General features: G+C 35.6%; 19 protein-coding genes and 2 pseudogenes. 15 read left to right on the top strand and 6 right to left on the bottom strand.

The features are described from left to right. Positions 1–2,017 precede the first annotated feature (2,017 nt). The 7 genes from F6K06_RS29130 to F6K06_RS29100 all read left to right on the top strand — a co-directional run bounded on the left by F6K06_RS29130 (position 2,018) and on the right by F6K06_RS29100 (position 12,495). Entirely contained in the window at positions 2,018–3,163 is a 1,146-nt protein-coding gene (locus tag F6K06_RS29130; RefSeq protein WP_287243410.1) for a response regulator, read from the top strand. Positions 3,164–3,243: 80 nt separating this feature from the next. Beyond that, positions 3,244–3,609 carry a response regulator transcription factor gene (locus F6K06_RS29125; protein WP_287243412.1) on the top strand — a complete coding sequence of 122 codons (366 nt, stop codon included), beginning with the start codon at positions 3,244–3,246 and terminating at the stop codon, positions 3,607–3,609. A 329-nt stretch (positions 3,610–3,938) separates the two neighbouring features. Continuing rightward, on the top strand, positions 3,939–4,424 hold the full coding sequence (locus F6K06_RS29120) for a chemotaxis protein CheW (RefSeq protein ID WP_287243413.1): 486 nt from the start codon (positions 3,939–3,941) through the stop codon (positions 4,422–4,424). Positions 4,425–4,495: 71 nt separating this feature from the next. Next, positions 4,496–8,398: a GAF domain-containing protein gene (locus F6K06_RS29115; protein WP_287243415.1), complete on the top strand. Its 3,903-nt coding sequence runs from the start codon at positions 4,496–4,498 to the stop codon at positions 8,396–8,398. 103 nt (positions 8,399–8,501) lie between these two features. Next, positions 8,502–8,669, top strand: coding sequence for a hypothetical protein (locus F6K06_RS29110; RefSeq protein ID WP_287287213.1), 168 nt, complete (start codon positions 8,502–8,504; stop codon positions 8,667–8,669). Between the two features lie 638 nt (positions 8,670–9,307). Further along, positions 9,308–12,184: a hybrid sensor histidine kinase/response regulator gene (locus tag F6K06_RS29105; protein WP_287243419.1), complete on the top strand. Its 2,877-nt coding sequence runs from the start codon at positions 9,308–9,310 to the stop codon at positions 12,182–12,184. Between the two features lie 158 nt (positions 12,185–12,342). Next, positions 12,343–12,495 carry a hypothetical protein gene (locus F6K06_RS29100; protein ID WP_161564506.1) on the top strand — a complete coding sequence of 51 codons (153 nt, stop codon included), beginning with the start codon at positions 12,343–12,345 and terminating at the stop codon, positions 12,493–12,495. A gap of 117 nt (positions 12,496–12,612) precedes the next feature. Here the strand turns inward: F6K06_RS29100 and gatC are convergent, their stop codons facing one another. From gatC to F6K06_RS29080, 4 genes are all read right to left on the bottom strand, one after another. Further along, entirely contained in the window at positions 12,613–12,903 is a 291-nt protein-coding gene (gatC, locus tag F6K06_RS29095; RefSeq protein ID WP_124154823.1) for an Asp-tRNA(Asn)/Glu-tRNA(Gln) amidotransferase subunit GatC, read from the bottom strand. 43 nt (positions 12,904–12,946) lie between these two features. Further along, complete coding sequence (locus F6K06_RS29090; RefSeq protein ID WP_124144852.1) at positions 12,947–13,468, bottom strand: photosystem I assembly protein Ycf3; 522 nt, start codon at positions 13,466–13,468, stop codon at positions 12,947–12,949. Positions 13,469–13,806: 338 nt separating this feature from the next. Next, the gene (locus F6K06_RS29085; protein ID WP_287308984.1) at positions 13,807–14,091 is read right to left on the bottom strand and encodes a hypothetical protein; all 285 of its coding nucleotides are present in this window, start codon (positions 14,089–14,091) and stop codon (positions 13,807–13,809) included. 38 nt (positions 14,092–14,129) lie between these two features. Then, positions 14,130–14,687 carry a DNA-3-methyladenine glycosylase gene (locus F6K06_RS29080; RefSeq protein WP_287243423.1) on the bottom strand — a complete coding sequence of 186 codons (558 nt, stop codon included), beginning with the start codon at positions 14,685–14,687 and terminating at the stop codon, positions 14,130–14,132. 18 nt (positions 14,688–14,705) lie between these two features. Here F6K06_RS29080 and F6K06_RS29075 point away from each other — a divergent pair, with 18 nt between their 5' ends. The 5 genes from F6K06_RS29075 (at position 14,706) to F6K06_RS29055 (ending at position 21,773) form a co-directional block, all read left to right on the top strand. Then, a complete protein-coding gene (locus F6K06_RS29075) occupies positions 14,706–14,828 on the top strand; it encodes a hypothetical protein (protein ID WP_275670366.1) in 123 nt (40 codons plus the stop codon). A gap of 1,237 nt (positions 14,829–16,065) precedes the next feature. Further along, the gene (locus F6K06_RS29070) at positions 16,066–16,215 is read left to right on the top strand and encodes a transposase family protein (protein ID WP_161564508.1); all 150 of its coding nucleotides are present in this window, start codon (positions 16,066–16,068) and stop codon (positions 16,213–16,215) included. 176 nt (positions 16,216–16,391) lie between these two features. After that, on the top strand, positions 16,392–17,312 hold the full coding sequence (locus F6K06_RS29065) for a cation diffusion facilitator family transporter (protein WP_124144855.1): 921 nt from the start codon (positions 16,392–16,394) through the stop codon (positions 17,310–17,312). An 856-nt stretch (positions 17,313–18,168) separates the two neighbouring features. Then, entirely contained in the window at positions 18,169–18,867 is a 699-nt protein-coding gene (locus F6K06_RS29060) for a 1-acyl-sn-glycerol-3-phosphate acyltransferase (protein ID WP_124144856.1), read from the top strand. A gap of 479 nt (positions 18,868–19,346) precedes the next feature. Next, a complete protein-coding gene (locus F6K06_RS29055) occupies positions 19,347–21,773 on the top strand; it encodes a phosphoketolase (protein ID WP_124144857.1) in 2,427 nt (808 codons plus the stop codon). Between the two features lie 189 nt (positions 21,774–21,962). Here F6K06_RS29055 and F6K06_RS29050 read toward each other — a convergent pair whose 3' ends face one another. After that, on the bottom strand, positions 21,963–22,187 hold the full coding sequence (locus tag F6K06_RS29050; RefSeq protein WP_124154825.1) for a hypothetical protein: 225 nt from the start codon (positions 22,185–22,187) through the stop codon (positions 21,963–21,965). Positions 22,188–22,231: 44 nt separating this feature from the next. Between F6K06_RS29050 and F6K06_RS29045 the strand changes: the two are divergent. Further along, positions 22,232–22,573: pseudogene (locus tag F6K06_RS29045) on the top strand (NAD(P)-dependent oxidoreductase); the annotation flags it as partial. A gap of 341 nt (positions 22,574–22,914) precedes the next feature. Here F6K06_RS29045 and F6K06_RS29040 read toward each other — a convergent pair. Then, positions 22,915–23,661 (bottom strand): hypothetical protein, encoded by a 747-nt coding sequence (locus tag F6K06_RS29040; protein ID WP_124144858.1) that lies wholly within the window; start codon positions 23,659–23,661, stop codon positions 22,915–22,917. Positions 23,662–24,495: 834 nt separating this feature from the next. Between F6K06_RS29040 and F6K06_RS29035 the strand changes: the two genes are divergently transcribed. Together F6K06_RS29035 and F6K06_RS29030 are read left to right on the top strand one after the other, a co-directional pair. After that, on the top strand, positions 24,496–24,831 hold the full coding sequence (locus F6K06_RS29035) for a hypothetical protein (protein WP_124144859.1): 336 nt from the start codon (positions 24,496–24,498) through the stop codon (positions 24,829–24,831). Positions 24,832–25,469: 638 nt separating this feature from the next. Then, positions 25,470–25,648 (top strand): annotated as a pseudogene (locus F6K06_RS29030) (DUF427 domain-containing protein); the annotation flags it as partial. Positions 25,649–25,775: the final 127 nt, after the last annotated feature.

The following is a 25,775-nucleotide window of genomic DNA, read 5'->3' as shown; positions in this document are numbered from 1 at the left end:
AAAAGTCTTGTATGATCGGTCTTTTATTCCCCCAGATGAGCTGTTGCCAGATGAGCTGTTGCCTGCGCACAGCGCTAAATCAGTTAAAAATAGAGGGTATGCCCAGAAACCTAAAACCCCTCTCTACTTGATGATTGCTCCTGTAAAACTTAGATAAAATCAGGTATCTAATTTTGCTTATTGCCAAATTGGTGGGAATTATCGAATAAAACATGTGTCATATTTGAGAATATTTAAAAGTGTCAAATATGGCAAAACATAATCAATCTAAAAAAGATAAAAATGGTAATTATTTGCCTAATAACTCGGTATATCGGCAATGCGATCGCCTAAAGGTGTGCTTAACTTATTAGTATCTGGATAAAACCCAGAATATGAAGCGAAGAGTGATCATCAACTGTGTTTAATTCCAAACGACAGAAAGCAAAATCATATTTTTGGCTGTCGCCTACATGTTTGCGCAGCATGACCTAGGAAAAAGCACAGCAATGAGTAGCAAAGTTTGGTAATTTTAAGGTGTAACCTAAGCGCATCGCCGGGAAAATTTCAAATATCTACCTTATCTTAATATTTACTAGGCCTTACTACAACTATATAGCTTCAACTTCCTAATCATTTCCACTAATACTTCTGTTTTAGTTTTTTCGCTATGACGACATTTTTGATTATACCTTTTAAAAGTAAGATTCTGTTAAGCAGATGGTCAGTACTTTGTTTGATGGGGGTTTAATTCTAGTTATTATCTAGTATATGTATTGCAGAAGGAAGGACTGAAGTTGGAAAAATCTTGTGTTGTCTGAGTTTTAAGTTTTTCATATGTCCACACCCTTTCCTTCCACTGCTATACATACAACATACTTTTATTTTTACCAACATTAATCATAGCATAATGTAACTATTTATATTTGTCTCAAATTAGCAAAAATTTAAGTGTTTAATATGGCCTTTAGGTGGCCTTTTGATCATTTCGTAATACTTTTACTATATTTTGTTGACTCTAAAGAATTGAATCAGTGAAAATTTATAGGTGTATGAGAGATACCCAAGGGAAGTCAATCCGTGTCTACAGACTCCTTATAAAAGTGCAAAGTTAAAAATATTAACCGATCGCTGAAGGTCGTCAATATATCTTGATTGCGCCTTTTCAATACTTCAATAACTAATATGTATCCTAACTTCTGAAAAGGGGGTATATGAGAAATTCATAGTGCAAAAAAATGTTTAAGTGGCTATCACTCCTAGAATTTACATCATAAATATTAATTTAACTTAATTTGTTTAGAGGTCTGATAACTTAACATTCCTGAGAGGTTCATTAGCTTTTGAATTTTGTAATTTAATTAGTAAAATATAGCAAGGCTTTGATCGTTTATAAATTTTTAGCAATCCTATTTAAGTTGTAATATTTTGGTAACAGTTAGGGAGCAGTCATCAGGAGTCATAATTGTAAAGGTTTTCAGTTCCAATTAACTATTATAAAAATTGTCACAACCAATGCGCGGATTGCTATATATAAGGCGACTGTCAAAAACATTGTCCACAAAGTAAATATACTTAGATTTAGTAGTGTAGAATAATTTATATATATGATCATAGATGTCAATCAACTATAACTATAAACGATGGTGTTTTTTCAGCGACTTATTTTAATATTATTAATCAATTTCTTGATTAATAATATTAATTTTATGATAAAATTAACGTAGTTTTACTGTTTAAATATTTATGATCATTATCTAGTTTATTTGATCATATGAAACAAAAAAACTACTGATTTTAATGCAATCAATACAATAAAACATTTTTAAAATGTATTAAATAATTATTTTCTGTTCAAATATTAAGAATCATAATATAATATGATTAACGGAGAAAATATTAAAATAATTTTATTGTATTGTCATTTTCTTGAGAGGAAAAACTAATCTAGAAAGTTAAGCAGATGGCCACAAATGATGTTGTCAAATATTCATAACTCGAATGGTGATCGAGTTTTCATATTGAACCTTTAAGATTCATGTCTGCAAACAACAAAATAATCAAATTAGCACAAGAAATAGACATCCTTAGTCAAAGAATGGCAACCGGCAACCTATTATTAAATAGCCATGCAAAACAAGGAAACATTTATATATTTTATGGTAGATTACTCTATACTACTGGTAACTTTCATAGAGTGAGACGTTGGCAACGAGGGATAGAATTGCACTGTCCTAAATGGAAACCCATAACTTTACAACTATCAGATCAAGAAAAACCTTGGGAATATATTCTACTATATGATGGAATAACAAGAGATGAAATTACTCTTTATCAGGCTAAAAAAGTCATTCGTACTGTCACATTAGAAATATTATTTTCCCTGAGTCTTTACGTAGATCTAACATGCCAGTGGGAGCAAAGTCCAGATAAGAAATCAGAATTATCTTTAGGTTTAGCTCTATGCTATAGAGAACTAGAAGAAATTTTTAGTAAAGTTAATAAAATGCAAAATTTATGGCAAAAAGCAGGTTTCAATAGTCTTAACCCCAATCTTGTTCCTGTCATGACAAAAACTGTTAAACCAGAAGCTTTATCTGGTTGGGGTAAATACTTACATGGGGACCTAACTATATGGGATATTGCCTATCAACTAAGAAAATCAGTATTAGCTGTAACTAAAACTTTATTTCCTTTAGTCAAAAAAGGATTAGTTCAATTAAAAACAGTACCAGACTTATCAACATCACCTATAAAATCATCTTTAACAACAGCTAATTCTCAGAAAAGTACAGACAAAACTACATCCAAAAAACAATCATTAATTGCTTGTATTGATGATAGCCCAGTAGTGACTGAAACATTAAAGAAAATTGTGCAACCTGCTGGTTATAGGTTTATCAGTATACAAGATCCAATTAAAGGATTTGTTAAAATAGCTGAATATAAACCAGATTTAATTTTTCTTGACCTAGAAATGCCTCATGCAAATGGTTATACTGTCTATCAATTTTTACGCAAAGCACCAGCATTTGAAAAAATACCAGTCATTATTTTTACCCATCGAAATAATGTGATAGATCGCAGTCGGGCTAAATTAATAGGAGCAGCCGACTTTTTGAGTAAGCCTCCTAAACCGGAAGAAATCTTAAAAATGATCCAAAAACATTTGCCTCACACTTAATTAAAAATTCAACTGGCAAACAAAAAATTTATTAATATAAGTAAAATTTTGGACAAACATTAAATAACAATTAGAAAGTTATGAAAGCAAGTATATTAATTGTAGAAGATAACCCAACTGAAGCTAGTATTTTGACTGAATGTCTACAAAAGTCAGGATTTGATGCATTGAGCGTAACCACAGCAGAAGCAGCTAAAGCTTTGCTGAATCAAAAAACTTTTGACGCAATTTTAACAGACGTGGTATTACCTGGTCAAAGTGGTTATGGACTGTGTAGGGAACTAAAAAGTCAAGAAAATACAGCTCATATACCAATTGTTATTTGTTCTAATAAATCAGGGAAAATAGATCAAAAATGGGGTATGAAGCAAGGTGCATCTGCTTATGTGACAAAACCAATTAATCGAGAAGAAGTTGTAGCAACATTAAGACGATTAGTTGTTTAATATCATGTTCCCCCGGAGGGGGAGCTACGCTAACGGTTGAATACTTATAAATAACTGTTGTGAGTCCTCAGGAGTCAACCCACCCCTTGCCCCTCCTAGGAGGGGAAGTCACCGAGTCAGGAGGGAAGAAAGGAGAAAAAGAGGAAATATTGGTATTGGGGGTATTGATAATTTCAGTATTTGTTTGGTACTGTCGGTATTGTCAGTCCTTAAATTTTATTTATAACTGACCCGTCCGCAATTCGTAGCTTTCCCAGAGGGGGAACATGATATAACATAGTTGTTTAACAAACATAAATTTTTATGACTAAAGTCTTCACTTAAAGTCAATGCAAAAACAACAATTATTCCGTAGCATACAATATTTATGTATAGAAATTGATCGGACTTTACAAACTATACTATCTACTGATGACCTAGATGAAGTTATTACCTTAGACTACGGAAAAGTCTTACAAATACCAGGTATGCCAACTGTAGTTGCAGGAGTTTTTCAGTGGCATGGCGAGATTATATGGTTAATTGATATTGCTTATTTGATGGGATTTAATCCTTTACTATCTACTGGATACAATCAGGAAAAACTTCGGGTAGTAAAAGTAAAATATAAAGATAACTATCTAGGTATTTTAGTACAAAAAGTAGGTGAGTTGATAAATATTGAGACTAAAAATATTACCCTGTTGAAACAAAAAAAAGTTAATTCTCCTGTAGCAAAATTTATCAAGGGAACTTGTACAAACTCAGAGGGAGAAAAAATGATGATTGTAGATATTGAAAAAATTATTCAATATTTAGAAAAAGCAAAGAAATAAAAATCAGACAAAAAAATTAGCAAGAGCCGTTAAATAATTAGTAATTATTGATAATTAATAAAACTAAAATTATGGCACAGACAAATTTTAGAAAAACCAACCAATCAGAAAATAGAACGCAAAATATGAGCCAAAATTTCCACAACAAATCTGATCAAAAAACTGTAAATACTCAAGGAAATAATGAATCATTAGCAATTGTTCCAGTAAAAGTGTGGGAACAGGATACTAATCAAAAATCATTAGGAATCAAAGGAAAAACTAATACTTTAATAGAAGATTTAGGTGCCTTACAGGCTAATATAGATGTCAGAATTAATCAACTTCAAGTATTAATAGAAAAAGAAGGAGCAGCAGCCGAACGATTAGAATTATTAAACGAAATTACTTCCCATATTCGGGAATATATCAACTTAAAAGACATCTTTAAAACAGCAGTAGAAGATGTCAGATCTGCCCTACAAACAGATAGAGTAGTAGTTTATCAATTTGACAAAAACTGGAAAGGTACAGTTATTGCAGAATCAGTTAATAGTGACTGGCCACAAGCTATAGGGGCAGAAATTACCGACCCCTGCTTTGCAGACCGTTATGTAGAGTTTTATCAAAAAGGCCGGGTAAAAGCGACTGCTGATATCTACGAAGCAGGATTAACAGAATGTCACATCAGTCAACTAGAACCTTTTGCTGTTAGAGCTAACTTAGTCGCTCCCATTCTTGCCAACGGAAAATTATTAGGCTTATTAATTGCCCATCATTGTTCTGAACCACGACAATGGGTAGAATCAGAAATAGAATTTTTTCAGCAACTCGCTACTCAGCTAGGCTATGCTGTAGACCAAGCTCTACTACTAACAAAACAAAAAATAGCTACCGAACAAGCTCAAAAACTTAATTACATCAATTTCCAGATTCGTCAATCTTCAAATGTTCAAGAAATTCTCACTATTTCAGTTGAAGAAACTCGCGAAGCTCTTGATTGTGACAGAGTAATAATATACGAATTTGATACCCAGTGGAAAGGCAAAATTATTGCAGAATCAGTTAATAGTGACTGGCCACAATCTATAGGGGCAGAAATAACCGATCCTTGCTTTGCCGATCGCTACGTTCAACCCTATCAAAGGGGACGGGTTAAAGCCACAGAAAATATTTACGAAGCTGGGCTAACAGAGTGCCATATTAATCAGCTTAAGCCCTTTGAAGTAAAAGCTAACTTAGTTGCTCCCGTAGTAGTAGAAAAAAAACTCATAGGTCTATTAATTGCCCATCAATGCACAGGGCCTAGAGACTGGACAGAATTAGAAATTGACTTAATTCGCAAGTTGGCTATTCAAATAGGTTATGCTCTAGAACAAACATACCTATTGCAAAAACAACAAGCTGCTGCCAAGCAAGCTCGATTTTTAAACGAAATTGGCATCAAACTCCGGACTTCCCAGAATGCCGAAGAGATTTTTGATCTTATTGTAGAAGAAGCCCGCGGTACATTAGAAGCCGATCGCGTTATACTTTATCAATTTGATGCTGACTGGATTGGTACAGTTGTAGCCGAATCAGTAGATCGAGCCTGGCCTCAAGCTTTTGGAAAAAAGATATCCGATCCTTGCTTTAAAAAAAATTATCTCAAATCATATCTGCGAGGACGAATTAGCACAATAGAGAATATTGATGAAGCAGGATTAGGAGAATGTCATATCCAACTTTTAAAACCTTTTGCCGTTAAAGCTAATATTGTTGCTCCCATCATCGCCGAACAAAAACTTCACGGTTTGCTAATCGTACATCAATGTTCTGCACCTCGTAAGTGGCAAGAATCAGAAATTGACTTTACTAAACAACTAGCCACCCAGGTAGGTTTTGCCCTTGACCAAGTAACATTATTACAACAGCAACAAGCCGCTACAAAACAAGCTATTGCCCTCAATCAAATCAGCTCCAATATTCGTAAATCTCTTAACCCTCAAGACATCTTGAACACTACAGTCGAGGATCTGCAAGAAGCTATTCAAGCAGACCGAGTTATGGTCTATAAATTCGATCCTCAGTGGAAAGGTACAATAATAGCAGAATCAGTAACAGTCGGATTTCCAGAAGCATTAGGAGCGGAAATTGTAGATCCATGCTTTGCTAAGGGTTATATTAAGCCGTATTTGAAAGGGAGAGTGAAACCAACTAATGATATCCGTGAAGCAGGATTAACAGAATGCCATATTAAACAATTAGAACAGTTCAAAGTTAAGGCAAATTTAGTAGCTCCCATTCTCACAGATAAAAAGTTATATGGTTTATTGATCGCCCACCAATGTTCTGCCCCTCGCAACTGGGAAGCATTAGAAATTGACTTAATTAAGCAAGTAGCTATTCAAGTTGGTTACGCACTAGATCAAGCATTCTTGCTACAGCAACAACAAGCAGCAACTCAACAAGCTCGGTTACTCAGTGAAATTAGTTTCCGTATCCGGGAATCTCTGGAATTGGAAAAAATTTTCCAAACCACTGTAGAAGAGTCACTGCTACTGATGAAAGCTGACCGTATTGTTATATATCGTTTCGATGACAACTTGGAAGGTAAAATTATTGCTGAGTCAGTCAGACTTAATTGGTCAAAGATTGCAGAGATAGAAACAGAAGTTCCCTGTTTTCCGGCAGAGTATGTAGAACCCTATCGTCAAGGCCGAGTACAAGTCACAGAAGATATTTACAAAGCAAATTTAACAGACTGTCACCGAGAACAGTTGGAAAAATGGCAGGTGAAGGCAAATGTGGTAGTGCCAATTGTGGTTGGTCAAAAACTTTATGGTTTATTGGGTGCTCACCAATGTTCTGGTACAAGGAAATGGCTAGATTCAGAGGTGGAAATTTTCAAACAACTGGCTTTACAAGTGGGTTCAACCCTGGAACAAGCTCTCCTATTAGAACAGGTGATCCAGGCTCGGAAAACAGCAGAAAATATTTCTCAGGAACAACAAAAGGGGAAAGAATTATTAGAAAGTCAAATAGAAACTTTTTTGACAGAAATAGAAAATTCTTTTGATGGAGATTTGACAGTACGAGCTAATGTAACAGTAGGTGTCATGGGTACTGTGGCTGACTTTTTTAATGCCACGATTGAAAACTTACAGCAGTTGGTACTACAGGTGAAGTCAGCAACAAATATTGTGAGTTCAACAACTGAAGGTAACAATGCTGAAATTGAAAAATTGTCTGGTGAAGCTCATCGTCAAGCAGAAGCTATTACTAATGCTCTTGGACAAATTCAGGTAATGACAAATGCGGTTAAAGCAGTAGCTGCTAATGCTCAACAGGCAGAAGCTAAGGTGCAGCAAGCAAATCAGATTCTGCAAACTAGTGATGCTGCAATGAACCGTAGTGTGGAGGGAATTGTGGTAATTCAAAAAACAGTGGAGGCAACCGCTCGGAAGGTGAAAAATTTAGGGGAAACTTCTAAGAAAATTTCACGGGTGCTGAATTTGATTAATGATTTGGCAAATCAAACAAATATTTTGGCGTTGAATGCTTCGGTAGAGGCAACCAGAGCGGGGCAAGATGACCAAGGATTTGCTACAGTTGCTAGTGAAGTACGTTCTCTAGCTGAACAGTCAGCTAGTGCTACTCAAGAAATAGAACAAATTGTTGAAGAAATGCAATCTGATACTAGCAAAGTTGTCAAGGCAATGATAGTAGGTCGCAAGCGGGTAATGGTAGGAACTCAGTTAGTTAAAGGAGCGCGAAAAACTCTGACTGATTTATTGGATGTGAGTGCACAGATCAGTGAGTTGGTAGAGGAGATTACTTTGTCTGCGACCACTCAAGCTAATACTTCTAGCAAACTGTCAAAAACAATGCAAGAAGTGGCAAACATCGCTAATCAAACTTCTGAACAATCTATGAATGTTGCAGAGTCTTTTTCTAAGTTACTAGAGGTAGCAGGAGATTTAGAAAAGAGTGTGGCGGAGTTTAAGGTAAATTAAATAGTGTTTTCGTTTGTCATGCTTTGCAAACAGCATTCAGCGCTCCCCAAGAAACTTTGGATGTAGTTCTAAAATGGTCTTATACCACATTATGCACTTCAAAATGTATAGCGCTGTGCGCAGGCAACAGCTCCGGAAGGCAACAGCTCCGGAAGGGGGATTGAAGAAGGAGACAGGAGACAGGAGAGAGGAGGAGAATTACATGGGGATAGTCTTCGACAAGTCGCTCCGCGTCTACGCTCCCCCAAGTAATTTTGAACACCCCCGTTGACGGTGGGGTATTAAACCCACAAAGAAAATGATAAAAAGCTGTTTGCGCAAGCATTCGGTAGGAATCAGATAAAACTTTTAGCTATTGGACACCTCCTGTAATTTGTAAATATGCCAGCGCACATTGCTATAGTATAAAAAATCAGGAGTCAGAACTCAGAACTCAGAACTCAGGAGAAAATAATGGTCGGTAATCAGAGAAATAAATGAAGTACAAATACTTAGCAGTTTCCTGGTAAACGGCGCGATGGTGCTCCGCATCGTCCGGAGCACCATCGCGAAGGCTAATTAACTTAATTTATAGAGTATAAATACTTAGGGGCTAGGAAATTTTGTGCTACTTTGTATATTACAAATTGACGTGCGGAATGTGGGTTTTATAGATATAGAAGTTCCCTACTCCCTAAAACCATCAATATAGCAGTCGAAGCAAAGGGCGCGGACATATCAAAAGCTTAAAAATCAGACAACGCCAGATTTTTCGGTCTTTCGGTTCTTTATTCTGCTATATATGTACTTCCAGAGGGTAGGAAACTGCTGTATTTAAGATTAATATCAAAAACTTAATGTTTGCCCACTGTGATACTTTCAATTTTCTTCCCTGTTGCCTGTTCCCTATGGATTTAGATTTTATAAAAAATGATAGAAATTGACGATCAAGCCTACAAATTTTTTGTAGAAGAAGCTACAGAATTACTACAGACTCTTGAACAAGGATTAATACATATCTCTCAAGAGCATGAGCTCCAAAAACTACATCAACTAATGCGGGCAGCTCACTCAATTAAAGGTGGTGCTGCTTGTATTGGTTTAATGGGAATTCAAACAATTGCTCACGACTTAGAAAATAGTATTAGAGCGCTTTATCAAGAAAATACTGTTTTTGACCTAGAGTTAGAAAATCTACTGCTACAAGCTTTTGACTGTTTGCGATCGCCTACTGTTAAACAAATTGAAACAGGTAACTATGACCAAGAGAATTCTATTATTAAGGCCAAACAAGTTTTTGAGCAGATAGAAAAGAAACTTGGACATTCTTTAGAAGAAGCAGCAGAATTTCCCGAAGTATCGATGGAAGAAGGTGATATGACTAAATTTCTGTTTACAGAAGAAATACCCTCTGGTTTGCATCGTTGGGAAAATTTATTGGCTGGAAAGAATAGCACTGACAGTGGTTTATCCATTAAAGATGAACTGAAGAGACAAGCTGAAGTATTTGCAACTTTAGGGACAATGCTAAATTTGCCTGGGTTTACTTCTATTGCTCAAACTACGATCAAAGCTTTGGAAGTAAATCCAAAATACATAAAAAAAATTGGTACACTAGCTCTAGCAGATTTTTGGGCAGGGCAAAAAGCAGTATTGGCAGGCGATCGCACTCAAGGAGGGAATCTAAATCCCACATTGGTCAAACTAACAAAACCACTAAAATCTCGAAAGGTAGAAACAACTGCTAAGAGAAAACAAGTTAATCAACCAACTCAAGCAGTAAAAGCTGTTGTCCCTCAAAAATCTGAAGTTGCAGTGGAAACAGAAAATGTCAAAACATCTAATAGTGCGACCTCATCAGTAAATATTTCTCAAAAACAAGTTTCTGCACCGGGAGTTGCTAATCAAAAGAAACAAATTCAGCAAAAGCAAATTACTTCCACATCCTCATCTTCTTTGGGTGTCAGGATAGATATCAACCGTCTGGAAATGCTGAATAATTTGCTGGGAGAATTAGCCACTCAAGATAATAGTTTTATTCTCCAAAATCAACAATCTCAAGCTTCAATAGGAACTTTAGAAAAAGGGTGGCAAAAATTTCATCAGTTAATGATGAAACTTCAAGATATGAAGACTTTTTCAGAGCAACTAAATAAATCCCCCAATTCTCAGAATAATCAACTAGCATATCTGGTAAATATACTGCCAAATCTATTAGAAGAAATTGCTCAAGTAGGCGAAGCTGTGAATGACATTAAACTACTACATCAGCAAAGTCAACAAGTTGTCAAAAAAAGACAACAAACCTTACAGCAAATACAAAATAATCTCACAAAAACTCGAATGTTACCTGTGGAATCATTATTGAATCGATTTCCTAGAATGATTAGAGATTTGTCAGTGCAAAAGCAAAAACAGGTCAAACTCGAATTAGTGGGGATGAATACTCTAATTGATAAAGTAGTTTTAGAGAAATTGTACGATCCTATGGTTCATATAGTCAGAAATGCTTTCGATCATGGTATCGAACCCCCAGAAATCAGACAAAGTAATGGTAAATCAAAAGAAGGACAAATCACTATTAAGTCTTATTATCAAGGGAATTATACTTACATAGAAATTCGAGATGATGGTCGGGGTATAGATGTTAATAAAATTCGGAATCTAGCTATACAAAAAAAAATTTTTTCTGTCACTGAAGCTGCTAAATTATCCACTAAACAATTATACAAATTATTATTTTATCCTGATTTTTCAACTACAAAAAAAGTGAGCGATTTATCAGGAAGAGGGATGGGATTAGAATCAGTTTACAGTCAAATAGAATCATTGAAAGGAAATATTACTATTCAATCCCAACTTGGTCAAGGGACAAAATTTATTCTGAGACTGCCATGGACTTTAACAATTACAAAATTATTGGTTTTTCGCATGGAGGGAAATTTCTTTGCAATTCCTTTAGATATTTTAGCAGCCATTATATATGTTGACCCTAGCGAAATTAAAGTCGAGCGCAGGGAAAAAGTATATTATTGGAAAGGCAAAAAGGTATCTATAGCACCATCAATCTTGTTGGATTATAATTATCCCATAGTTTCAGGAAGTATTCAACAAGAATCAGTGGAATTTTCTTGGAAAAATTCTTATACAAAAAACTCTCAAGGGAAAGTGATGTTGTTATTGATATCTGAAGATTCAGATACAATTGCCATCAAAATTGAACAAATATTAATGGAGCAAAATTTGACCATTAAACCTTTTAGCAAAATTTTAAAAGCACCATCATATTTATATGGTTGTACAATTTTAGGAGATGGGAGCTTAGTACCAGTTATTGATGGTATTCAATTATTAGAAAAAATATTACACACAGAACAATTAGATGCTAAAAATTTACTAAAAAATACTTCTAAATTTAAACAGTCTATTCTTTCTAAACTACCAACTATTCTAGTAATTGATGATTCTTTAACTACTCGCCAAGCTATTTCCAGTACTTTACAAAAAGCAGGATATGATATTGTTCAAGCTAAAGATGGATGGCAAGGGTTAGTAAAACTACAGCAAAATACTCAAATTCAAGCTGTTATTTGTGATGTAGAAATGCCACAAATGAATGGTTTTGAATTCCTCAGTCGTTGTCGTAAACAATATCCTATAGCACAAATGCCAGTATTAATGTTAACATCTCGTAGTAGTCAGCCCTATCGTACATTAGCTAAACAATTAGGTGCAAATGACTATTTAAGTAAGCCTTATTTAGACCAAGAATTAATTAATAGTTTACAAAGCTGCTTACAGGTTTAATTAAAAGGGAATAGGGGATAGGTATGGAGGGAAAGCAGCATTAAATCTCACATTCCGCACGTCAACTTGTAACATTATGTGAACTTTTTCATCACTTTGGGGCTAATATTCATCATCAGTCCCATCAATAATAACCGTTCCAGCTAATCTTCTTTCCATTGGAAAATTTTTCTGGCTTTTCTTCAGATAGCCTAGAAGATGATTACAACTCTATAATAGGAGAACTTGATGCCGATAAAACAGAGAATCAGCTAAAAGAAAAGGAGAAATTTACTGAATATTCTAGAGTAGATAATTTTTCTGACTTTTGAACTCAGTGAAACAGTATAACAGAGTCCAGTAGGGTGCGTTAATGAAATGTAACGCACCATCTAGATATAAAGCTGATAGCTGATAGCTGACTGCTGAATGCTTACTTCCCTACTATATTATTCTTCACTCATAATTTTAGGAACTTTAAAAAAGTCTCCATCTTGCTCTGGAGCGCAAGAGAGAATTTCTTCTCTATTTGGAAACTTTTCTAAATCATCATGACGAGTGATATTACTAACATCAATTGCCCTAGTAGTAGGAGGTACTTTCTCTGTATCTAATTCACTCAACTGCTCGAAATAATCCAAAATACTACTTAACTGAGTCGTAAATTTTTCTTCTTCTTCTGGGTTAAGTTTTAATCTAGCTAAATGTGCAACTTTACGGACTTGTTCGCTGTCAATCATTAGTAATTTTTTCCTCTTTTCAAAACTCTAAAATTAACTACATTTAGAAAAATACATCTTTAGTCGATCGCCCAGTAACTTTCAACCAGTTTTGAGCTTCAATATAATTATTAGGAGCTAAACTTATTGCTTGTTGCCAATATTCAGCCGCTTTATCAAACCAACCATCTGCTTCTTCTGACGAACCTTTTTCTTTCGCCTGTTCTCCTCTGTAGTGAAAAATTACAGCAATATTATTTAAAGCTTGAGGCATTCTCGGATTATTTTCTAAAGCTTGGTGATAGTATTCTATTGCTTGATCGTGTTCGCCATTACTAGCATGAATTAAACCTATATTATAAAGAATATAACTCCGGTCATTAGGGTCATTTTCTAATTTCAAAGCTTCATCATAATTGTCTAATGCCTCAGCATATTCACCATCACCCTGTGCCGACATTCCATCACGATAATAAGCAAAAGCCTCTTTAGCTTGATTATTTGTTGGTAGCAGCTTCAAAATCAAATCTGCCATGACCGTAAATGATTTGTCAATGAAATTATCATTACGTTGAGTTCTGGGCATATTACAACTCTATATTAATTATTGAGTACATAATATAGAGTAGAACAATTCTGGGTAAGTTGCACATACTTTGTTCACAAAAGTTATCGGCCCAAAATATTATATGGCTAATTTTTTATTGATATTTTAATTATTTTTAGGCAAGAAAAGTGAACTGTTATTTTTATTCTAAAGTAGAACAATTTGGAGCTATTTTTCTTATTAAGTTCATTATTGTAGGGTGCGCCATTACGGCTAAAATATCAGCTGTGAAAGGTATTTAACAATCCGTTGTAACGCACCATTTTAGATTTGTCAGTCTAGTACATAAAGTTAGCAGCAGTTTTCCGGATTAAGAATTATTGATCGGAAGGTTTTAGTAAAATAGGCTTTGGTTTTGCAGAAGGTTTAGGAATATCTGAAATATCGCAATTCTCAACTAATTTACTAATGATTAAAACTTGCTCATTTGTTAAACATTTAGGATATTGCTGTAACATCTGTGTTAGTTCTTGAAAACCTTGCAATACAGGAACAGAACAATTAGTTATGCCAATCCATTTTGCCACAGGAAAAACAACAGGAGCAAATATAAAATTTTCAGGGAAACCAGAAACTTGAGGCATAATCAAATTTTCAAACATTTTTTTGTGATATATACTTTGAGAAGTAGGGCTATTTTCTAATGGAAACCACTTTGCTCCTTCTCGTCTTTTTGCAAATCTTCCTGAAGTTGCCTCGTGGGATGTTCCAACCACATAGGTCTCCCCACTCCCAAAGGTGAACCATTCAAACTAAGGTCAATATCAAGTAAACGACAAAGCTTACCTGGGCCAGCAGCAAGACGAGAAATTTTAGGTTTTGATTTTTGTTTTGGTATATATTCCCACAACCAATCTGGCACAGACTCCAATTGTAAAGCTCGAATTAAGACAACACTAGGAACCCCATCTGCATCTGTCACAATATTTAAACAGTGGTACATTCCGTAAATGAGATAAACGTAGCTCATCCCTGGGGGGCAAAACATCACAGCATTTCGTGGGGTACGACTGCGATAAGCGTGACAAGCAGGGTCTCCTGGTGCATAAGCTTCGGTTTCTACGATGGTGCTACGGATAATTTGGTCATTGGACATCCGTCGCACTAAAGTACAACCTACTAAATCTGGGGCAACTTCGGGAGATGGGCGTTCTAGCCAAGTATTGTTTATAATTTCATTTGTTTGAATTAAATTCATATTAAGGAGCTTGTAATTATGGATGTCAAATTAATTTTAATTGGATTAACTGTATTGTTTAGTATTGGTTGTCTATTCTTTGGCACTAAGAATGGATTTTATGATACTGATGATTATCATGGAAATGGTTGTGCCCACTAAGTAGGCGATCGCGGTAGCGATAATGCGACTTATCGCTCAAATATTTTACTTTTTTGATTTTTGATAATTTATTTCTTGGGCAGAATAGTAGTCTGTCCAGGAATTTATATGAATTAAAATTAAATTAACTATGATTAAGTAAGCTTTTTAACAATTAACAATTAATCATTAATCATTACCTCTCCTGAAAACTGATAGGATCGGCGAAAATGATTTTTTTTTATTTATTCTTCAAAAAAGAGGCTTGAAATCTTAATTATTCGGTAAATTAATCAAAATAAATGAACTAGGAATTAAATAATCTGCTCGAATATATCCATGGATTATGTAGAAAATCTAAATGATTTATGAAGAAGCATCATATTTTTTTAAATCAGGAAGATTGAATAGTTTTAAGTTAATAAATAATTCAAATAAACCTTTAACAATTTTGAAACTCTTACCAAGATAATACAATTTTCTTAGCAAAGTTTTGAGTTGTAACCAAATCACTTCAAGTAAATTTTATTGAGGTGCGTAGGGAGAAAATTTACAACAATAAACTTTTTATTCTTCTTGAGAAATTGCCTGATTTTATTGATTTTTTCTCCTCTATAATAACTTGCTCCATCCTATGTCAATCAAGTTATTGCTTTTAGATTTCTAGTTTGTTAACTTTTCACCAACTCTACTTTCCATTTTTTATTATCTACTCGATCGAAAATTAAAATAAATTCTCCACTTATGAAGATTTAATGCTCCATAATTATGCTCTATAAAATCAGTTTTACTACTTATATTTAATCTTTCAATTTAAAGGAATAATCTTGAGCTTGATGCTCAATATAAGCTTAACTTGATCTCACTATTTTCATCATTTTTGTCTACTTTTTTTAATTTCAATTAAACCAAGCATGAAAAAAGAATACTACAAAAAAAGGCTGAAAATCATGCCTAAAAAGAACTTATCCAATCCTATAATAGACTTGTCGCTTTATAAGGTAAAGTATAGAACCCCTAAACGGATCTATTTAAAAATAGAGAAGGAGATGGGGAGATGGGGAGATGGGGAGATAAGAGTATTTTTCTACCTGCAAGGGAAGCTACCAGGTTTGCTATTGGGCGACACGGGGTCTCATCCGCTTTTTCCCCATTCTCGTTCCTGAATTTCCACAACTTCCTCAGGCTGAGGACGGAAGTCAAAAGCACATACCGCCTCCAAAGATACGCTCAGGGGTTCTATAGAGTTAGAAGGAATTTGTCAACATCAAGCCGACCCACGAAAAAACCTCGATCTCAGGAATTAACTGACCAACAAAAACATCTCAATCAAGAAAAAAGTAGCGACCGCGTCAAAAGTGAACAGACAATATCTGGGGTAAACAGATATAATGCAGCTAGAGGATGATATCGAAATCACATCAAAGATGCGCGACGCTCGCTTCATGTTCACTGCAGCTGGACTCTGGAATTTCTACTTAATGGCAGGATAATTTAATGATTGAAAGGTAGAAATTTTCCATTTAACTTTAAGGTTTTATTTCGCGACAAGTCTATTAATTATTAATTATTAATTGTTGAACCATGTCTACCGATAATCGCAAACAAGTCCGCAAAGTTTTAATCATCACTTTACTACTAAATTTATTAGTGATGTTAATCAAAGCTGGAATAGCATTTTGGACAGGTTCTCTGAGTCTATTTGCTGATGCTTTGCACAGTGTCACTGACAGTGCTAATAACATTTTAGGGTTAGTCACAAATCATCTTGCCTCCCCTAAACCAGACCGCCAATATCCATACGGACATCAAAAATTTGACGCTATTGGCGCTCTAGGTATTGCTGCTTTCCTTGGTATTGCTTGTTTTGAAATTCTGAGTGGAGCAATACAACAAATAGTGGGCGGTAGTCAAGAGGTGAATATTTCTCCACCCGCACTATGGATATTATTAATTGTGCTTGGGATTAATATTTTTGTGGCATTTTATGAACGTCGGGTAGGACATAAAATCGGTAGTAGTATTTTAATTGCCGACTCTCACCATACAATGAGTGATATCTGGGTGACAGTAATTGTTATAGCTGGATTAATTGGTATTTGGCAAGGAAATATTTGGAATCTAACTATTTTCCGTTGGTTAGATGTGCTTTTAGCTTTTCCCGTTGCTCTTTTAGTGTTTCGGAGTGCTTGGGAAGTTTTGAAAGAAAATTTGCCTTGGTTGGTAGACTATATGGCAGTAGCACCAGAAGCTATTCATGCGATCGCGATGGAAGTTCCAGGAGTAGTTAATTGTCACGACATTGCTTCTCGTGGAATTATCGGTCGTCAGGTATTTATTGAAATGCACCTCATTGTTAATTCTAATGATATAGAAACTGCTCATCAAATTACTGAAAAGGTAGAAGCGCTTCTACAAGAAAGGTTTCATCCTGCCAGAATCATGATTCATGTTGAACCCCCTGCTTATCAATCAGAACATATTTCTTATCAATCTGATAGTTAAGCAAGTCTATAATTTTAATTTTAAATTTTCAGATCTGAGATTTCTGAGTAGGATTCGGATTTTTAATTATAGCACTACGTCTTTTGGCGTTTGACAATTTGAATTAAAAGCAACACAAGTAATATCATGTCCGGTTGAATATTATAAATAACGATAAAGGAGTCAGGAGTAATATCAAATCCATTTTATTGGACATAAAAAAATTCTCCAATCGTCATAACTATGCTCATCTTTGTCATTCTCTCTCCTCCTGACTCCCCCTCCTGGGAGGGGGAGGGGCGAGGGGTAGGTTGACTCCTCCTGACTTAACCATTCTATAACTGCTTAACCGGATTTGATATCAGGAGGGAAGAAAGAAAGAATAAATAGGAGGAAAAGGAGAAAGTTTTTTGTTTGCAGGCGCACAACTTTCCTAGGGTCATGCTACCGCAAACGTTAACGCGGAGCGCGGGACGGAGTTCTATCACTAATTATCCGGACATGATATAACAATAGTCTTAGAGCTGATTTGTAAACTAAGCTGAAACCTCTTTCTAGACTAGACTTGCTGGAAATTATGCTCATAGGGCTTAGATGTGGCTAAACCCTTGCACTTTGACATCCTCTCCGGCCTAAAGGCACGGAGATTCCTACTGAGCCGTAGCTCTTCGGCGGGTTGACGCTTCTTAGGCTTCTGCTACTTTGACAGTAGTCTTATGCTTGCCTCCACGTCCGTTTAGAGTTTCCGAGTGCCCCCCGGCAACTAATAATAGTGTAGCATATATTCAATTCACTTGCAAATAAAAAGTCGCCCGCTTATGGGCGAAGCTTTAAACCCAATTTTTCGGTAAACTTCTTCTTACCTTATACACCACCAATGACTAAAAACAATAAACCTAAGAATGATCAAGCATCTGCGGAAGTTACCTCTGAGTTCTCAGCTTGGTTAACTCCACTAACTTACTTTTTGTCATGCTGTATATTAGTGCCATTTTATTTCAAAATAGAAATCAGGGGTCAAAAAAATATACCAAAAACAGATGCAATTATTCTTGCACCTACTCACCGTTCTCGCTGGGATCCTCTAATTATAGCTTATGCAGCAGGTTTGTTTGTGACTAACCGTAAACTTCGATATATGGTCTCCGAAGAACAAACACGAGGTTTTCAAGGTTGGTTTATTCGTCGCTTGGGTGGGTTTCCTGTTGATCGCGATCATCCTGGAATTTCTAGTATTCGCCATAGTGTTCAACTCCTAAAAAATCAGGAAATGTTGGTACTATTTCCTGAAGGAAGAATATATCCCGAAAATAACAAAATTTATCCTATTCAATCGGGTGTTTCTCGTATAGCACTACAGGCAATATCTAGCAAAAAGGAACTTAATCTAAAAATTATTCCTGTTAGTATTTTATACGATCATCCAGCTCCTCCACCCTGGCGGTGTGGCGTTAAGGTTAATATAGGTTCTCCTTTAGAAGTCAAAGATTATCTTGGTTATTCTACAAAGCAAGCTGCTAAGATACTTACTGATAATATAGAACTTTCTATGACACAATTGCACAAAAAACATTAGGTTAGTTCAAGCTATCAAAGTAGCTAAAAATCAAGATAAATTATAGGCTTAAACTAAGTATGAGAAAATCAAAATAATAGTAGTTAAAATTTATCAAATAAGCTGAATTCATTAAATATAATAAAAAAATTATAATGAAAAACCTTGATTGAATAGGGCATTCTATAACCTATAACATAATTGGTATATATGTATATTGGTATATATCTATTATTTTTTCCCTCGAATAAAGATAATAATTATAAATACTAAACTTAACTAAATCTTAACTATCTTTTATGACAGTTTTATTGTAGAAATTAATTATAGTTATTTGTAACTAGATCGGCATAGTAATATAGCCATCTCATCTCCACTATTAGCAGAAACAAGAATGAATGTTTGAAATTGCTCAACTCAACTTAATCCTAGCAATGGACATTTATTCTGCTTACTAAAAGACAAAAGATGTAGAATTTTGTATAAGGGATCTGAAAATAATGGTATCAACACCAGAAAAAATAGCTTCGATCAGTGCTTTTGGCCAGGCGCGTTCAACCGTTGAAGGAACGCCCCTGAGTTCTGATGAACTCTACAAAATGCAAGCTTTTTGGCGCGCTTCTTGCTATTTAATGGTAGGGATGATTTATCTTAAAAAGAATCCTCTCCTACAGGAACCTCTAAGCCCTGAACACATTAAAAGTCGAATTTTGGGACACTGGGGGTCAAGTTCTGGTCAAGCATTTATATGGATACATCTCAACCGGATTATCAAAAAATTTGACCTTGATATGATTTATATGTCCGGTCCAGGACATGGCGCACCAGGAGTATTAGCTCCAACTTATTTAGAGGACACTTACTCAGAAGTCTATCCTGACAAGGGTCAAAATATACAAGGTCTAGAAAAATTCTTCAAAGAATTCTCTTTCCCCGGTGGTATTGGTAGTCATTGTACGCCAGAAACTCCAGGTTCTATCCATGAGGGAGGTGAACTTGGTTATGTACTTTCTCATGCCACAGGTGCAATTCTGGATAATCCAAATTTAATTTCTGTGCCAGTTGTGGGAGATGGTGAGTCAGAAACAGGACCTCTAGCTACATCTTGGCATTCCAATAAATTTATTAATCCCATTACAGATGGTGCTATCTTACCAATTCTGCATCTAAATGGTTATAAGATTAACAATCCTACAATTTTAGCTAGAATCAGCCATGAGGATTTAAGAAATCTATTTTTGGGTTATGGTTATCAACCATATTTTGTCGAAGGCTCCGATCCAGATAGTATGCACCAAGCAATGGCAGCTACCTTAGACCATTGTGTTCAAGAAATCAAAGCTATTCAGCAAGAAGCTAGGAGTTCTGGCAATGCCGATCTGCCACGGTGGCCGATGATTATATTCCGGACACCTAAAGGATGGTCAGCTCCCTCAGAAATTGATGGACACAAAATTGAAGGTTTCTGGCGGGCGCACCAAGTGCCGATGACTGATGTTGCTAAAAATCCAGAACATCTAAAAATTTTAGAAGGGTGGCTGCGTAGCTACAGACCAGAAGAACTTTTTGATGAAAGTGGCAAGTTTAAACCGGAATTAAGAGAAATAGCTCCTTATGGTGGCCGTCGGATGAGCGCTAACCCTCATGCCAATGGTGGTCTTCTCTGCAAACAATTGAATATGCCTAATTTCCAGGAATACGGTATAGAAATAGATAAACCTGGAACAATAGAAGCAGAAAATACTCGTCCTTTGGGTGTATTTCTCCGGGATGTCATGGCTAAGAACATGAATAATTTCCGGGTATTCGGACCTGATGAAAATACTTCTAATAAGCTGAATGCCATTTATGAAGTTAGTAAGAAAACTTGGATGGCAGAGTTTCTACCGGAAGACTTGGATGGTGGGGAGCTTGCACGAGATGGTCGTGTGATGGAAATGTTGAGTGAACACACTCTCGAAGGTTGGATGGAAGGATACATATTGACGGGAAGACACGGCTTTTTCTCGACTTATGAGGCATTTGCTCATGTAATTGATTCAATGGTGGGTCAACACACAAAGTGGATTGAAAAGTGCAATGAACTTAGTTGGCGTGAAAAAATTCCTTCTCTAAATTTGTTGATTACTTCTACAGTTTGGCGACAAGACCACAACGGTTTTACTCACCAAGATCCTGGTTTCCTAGATGTAGTTTCTAACAAGACTCCAGATGTAACTCGGATTTATCTACCACCTGATGTTAACTGTTTGTTATCGGTTGCTGACCACTGTTTGCGGAGCAAAAACTATGTAAATGTGATTGTGTCTGACAAACAGAAGCATTTGCAGTACATGGATATGGATGCTGCAATTAAGCATTGTACCAAGGGTATAGGCATTTGGGATTGGGCAAGTAACGACCAGGGAATGGAGCCTGATGTTGTGTTGGCAACTGCTGGAGATATTCCGACTAAGGAAGCTTTGGCTGCTAGTGTTCTTTTACGGGAAGCTTTCCCTGACTTGAAGATTCGCTTTATCAATGTAGTCGATCTGTTTAAGTTACAACCAGATACAGAGCATCCTCATGGATTGAACGATCGCGACTTTGATACTTTGTTTACTCTGGATAAACCAATTATCTTTAACTTCCACGGTTATCCTTGGTTGATTCACCGTTATACTTACCGTCGCACTAATCACAATAATCTCCATGTCCGAGGTTATAAGGAAAAGGGTAATATTAATACACCTTTAGAATTAGCTATTCGGAACAATATTGACCGCTTCAGTATTGCGATGGATGTAATTGACCGAGTAGATAGACTAAAAGTTGCAGGTGCTCATGCGAAAGAAGATTTCCGCAATGAGCAAATTTCTTGTCAAAACTATGCGTACGAGTATGGTGCTGACCGACCTGATATTGTTAATTGGAAATGGCCTTACTAGCTGAAGTCAGAAGTCAGAAGTCAATCTGCCTCTTTTTCTCCTAAGTAGATGACAATGTAGGAACGTTTCATGCAACGTTCCTACAGGGTTATAAGTTTTTGGCGTTGATGATTTGAGGTATGATATCATGTCCGGATAAGAGCTCGATAGAACTCCGTTCCGTTTGCGCGACCAAAAAACTTTCTCCTTCTACTCGGGGTTTCTTCTTCTTTCTTCCCTCCTGAGTCCTGTAGGGAGTAATGGCCATTCCCCCCTACGACTCCTGATATCATGTCCGTTTATATCGTTTGTGTAAACCCAAGGGTGAATATCTACAGGAAATGATGGTTTTTTCTTGCGAGGGTAGCCTTCTTTCCTCTTCCCTCTTTCTTCTTCCTTCTTCCTTCTTCCTTCTTCCTTACCTTTGCTATACAAGACCGATGCTACCGGACATGATATGACTCCTAAGTAATTAAACAGGAGTGATGTTAATTAATACCAGTCGCGGTCAATTAATTGATACAAAAGCAGCAATTGAAGGTATAAAATCTGGAATAATTGGTTATTTTGGAATTGATGTTTATGAGCAAGAAGAAAATATTTTCTTTAAAGATTTATCTGATACAGTTATTCAGGATGATACTTTCCAGTTATTACAATCTTTCCAGAATGTTTTGATTACTTCTCATCAGGCATTTTTCACTAAAGAAGCACTGAATGATATTGCTACTACAACCTTATCTAATATTACTGACTTTGAGCAAGGAAAGCCTCTCCAAAATGAGGTAAAGCTTCCTGAAAAAGTTCGGACTAAAGCATAAAATGGATACAGAGATATTATTTTAGCCTACATTACGTACTTCAATATGTCGTATAAATGATCGGGAGTCCTAATTTAGAATTCAGGTAGGGGATCCATCAGATTAGCAACGTACAGGAAAAAATAATAGTTGTCATAATTAGTGATGCCATTTTAGAAAAATAATGTTACTAACAATAAGTGTGATTAAAATAATTTACAGTAGATGTCCCTTTGAGAAAAAAATAGAGTTTCTGACCTAAAAACTGGTTCTGAAGACATTCATTCTGACTCCTGACTCCTGATTCCTAATAAAGATGCTAATCATTTGTAGCAAAAATTTATCGAATTAGTATTAGACTTTTAAAAAGTATTCGATGATAGAGAAGGAGATGTTTTGGTACAATTATGTCTCCATTGAGTTAGAACTTGTTCTCTGTAAACCCTTCGATTTCTTCGTTTATGAATAAATTCATTGTTATTAACAAAATAGCCCATACGAGCATTAACAAAACCATTATAGGCAATTTCTACTGGAAAAGTTTTCCAACCATAATTGCTTCTATTGTTCCGCTCAAACCAAACTAATTTGTTAGTATTTTCATATCTACAAATATGAATTACTCGACTCTCCGTGCGGAAAAATGCCTCCTGAGATAAATTACGATTTATATTTTGGCAACTCAAATTATTGTTGGCAAAAGGAGGTTGATTATAATCATCATAAAATTCCGGTTGTGATGGTTTAGAAGCACCTTTACGGTTTTCATATTGACCATGTTTGAGGTAATGTTGGTAAGCAGATTGAAATTCTCCACGACGTATCGCATTTCTAACGTCAGGGTTATGTCGCAAATATTCTTGCTCATCAAATATTTTGAAAGCTGGGGGGCGATTTTCATATTGTCCATATCTGACATAATGTTCATAACCAGATCTATATTTTCCTTGACGTACTAGCTGTGCAACATCAGGGTTTTGACGTAGATATTTTTGTTCGTCAAATTCTCTGGTATAATTTTCTGCAAGTGCTAGGGGAGTATTACAAATAGTTAGAGCTACTACAGCGATCGCTACTATATTTGTTTTCATCTTATTAAGATTAAGCATTTTTGAACACCTCAACTATTAATTGTTCTTAATTATTAAGGTATCTCCTGAGTTATATAGACTGTGAGGTATTTTAGGCAGTTAAAATTTTTTTTTGTGACTTACCTAAGTGCCTTAACATCCTGTTTCCTTTACAGTGCTTTTCGTTTGAGTAAACCAAAAAATATAGCAGGGAATAGGGGATAGGGAATAGGGAATAGGGAATAGGGAACCCACCCATAACCCCTCCTGAGAGGGGAATAATTGACAATTTATGGATAATAATTGATTTTTTTTAATTTCCACCAGATGTCTAGTGATATCATGTCCGGTAGCATCGGTATTGTATAGCAAAGGTAGGGAACAGGGAACAGGGAACAGGCAAGAATACTTAAGGGCAATAAAAAACTTAAATTTCCTGTAGATATTCACCCTTGGGTTACACAAACGCCCCCAGCAGACATGATATGATTGTATATTATTCAGGATTTACGCAGCACAACGTATTTTCGTCATTGCGACCCATAGGGAAGCAGTCTCAAATCCTAGTTTTTCGTACTTCATGGGTAAGTCCTATTATTCTTAACATTTACTACTCCCCTACTCCCCCACTCCCCCACTCCCTGACTCCCCTACTCCCTACTCCCTACTCCCTACTCCCTATTACCTGCCATAACAGTGCCAATTTATGAAGTGTCTACTTGTCGGATGATTCTGCTTTACTATTTTCGTAGTAACAAGGTAGATTAATCTGATATCTGAGATGGTTTGATTCAGATAGTGGCATATATCTATCACTATTTAGTGCTAAAAGTTCCTACAGTTAAACCATAGAGTTAATCAAGGAATTTAACAATGACATCTAACACCTGCCTCTCCCAGTCTACCTCCTTTGCTGCTGATACCAATACAGATACTTGTAGTACTATTGCATGGCTTGACTTAGTAGCATCAGCAGTAGACAATTTTGATGGAGATGATTGGTTAGCTCTGTGTGGTGATATTGACGAAGGTGAAATCTACCGAGATTGGTTTATTTGGCAAGATGTAGATTTTTCTCAAGAGTGGGAAGCTTACGATCTGGCAAGCAACAAGAGATTTGTAGCAACAGATTTATCTTTACTCAAAGCTCATATCGATCAAATAGAAGATGCAAGAAGTGCAATATCTATCATGGAGTATAATAATTAGTATGTCATGTATCTATACATTTTGATTTTTTTGTCGTTGTTCCGTTTTTAGGGTTAGTTAGTGCAATATAAAAACCCCTATAAGAAAATTATGCTGAAAAAACAGTGAGAGTGTAGGTATCAAGATTTACTTGTTACCTACATTACTGAGTTTTCGTTTTGACGATCGCATTTTTTTCAAAACATTATCACTCTAATCATTGAAAAAATTCACAATTGACTGATGGGATAAATCACATACATTGAATTTATTTTTACATATTATCAAAGTAGAGAGGTAAATTATTTTCTATATTAAATTAATTAATTGATTAAAGTTTCCTCACAGAAACACAAAGGTTATTCTTAAATATGCAGCTTAACTAGCTGCTTTTTTTGTGTTTTCTGAAAGTTATTTTCAGAATAATAGCTTTTCTGGCGTTGGATAAAGTACAAAATTTTGATTTTCTAGATCATAAGAAAATACAGAGATAAAAACGTATTATTACTCAATTATTAATATAGAAATTAGTGATCGCCTTAAATCCAGGATTATAAAATTTAGACCGGTAAAATCAATTTTTAATTTCCTCTTTTTCCTGATTTAATTCAATATTTTATCTGATTATATACCGTAATTACTAGGATTAGGAAAAAATAATGCTTAAAGCTATTTGGAATGGTGTTATTTTAGCACAGAGCGATCGCTGTGAAACTGTCGAAGGTAATTATTATTTCCCACCAGACACAGTTAATCGTGAATATTTCAAAGAAAGCAAAACCCATAGTAACTGTTTCTGGAAAGGTGAAGCGAGCTACTACAATATAGAAGTAGTTGGTATTATCCCAACCCCAAAGAAAAAGCCAAAAACATTCAAAACTATGTGGCCTTTTATCCTCGCGTACAAATAGAAAGCTAGGGTAAAAATGTGTCCTAAAATCATTAAGTCTGGCCACAATTATTTC

This window comes from Okeania sp. SIO1H4, from assembly GCF_010672695.1.
GTDB classification, from domain to species: Bacteria; Cyanobacteriota; Cyanobacteriia; order Cyanobacteriales; family Microcoleaceae; genus Okeania; species Okeania hirsuta.
Note: the sequence above shows the minus strand (reverse complement) of the source record. Positions and strands in the feature narration are given on the sequence as shown.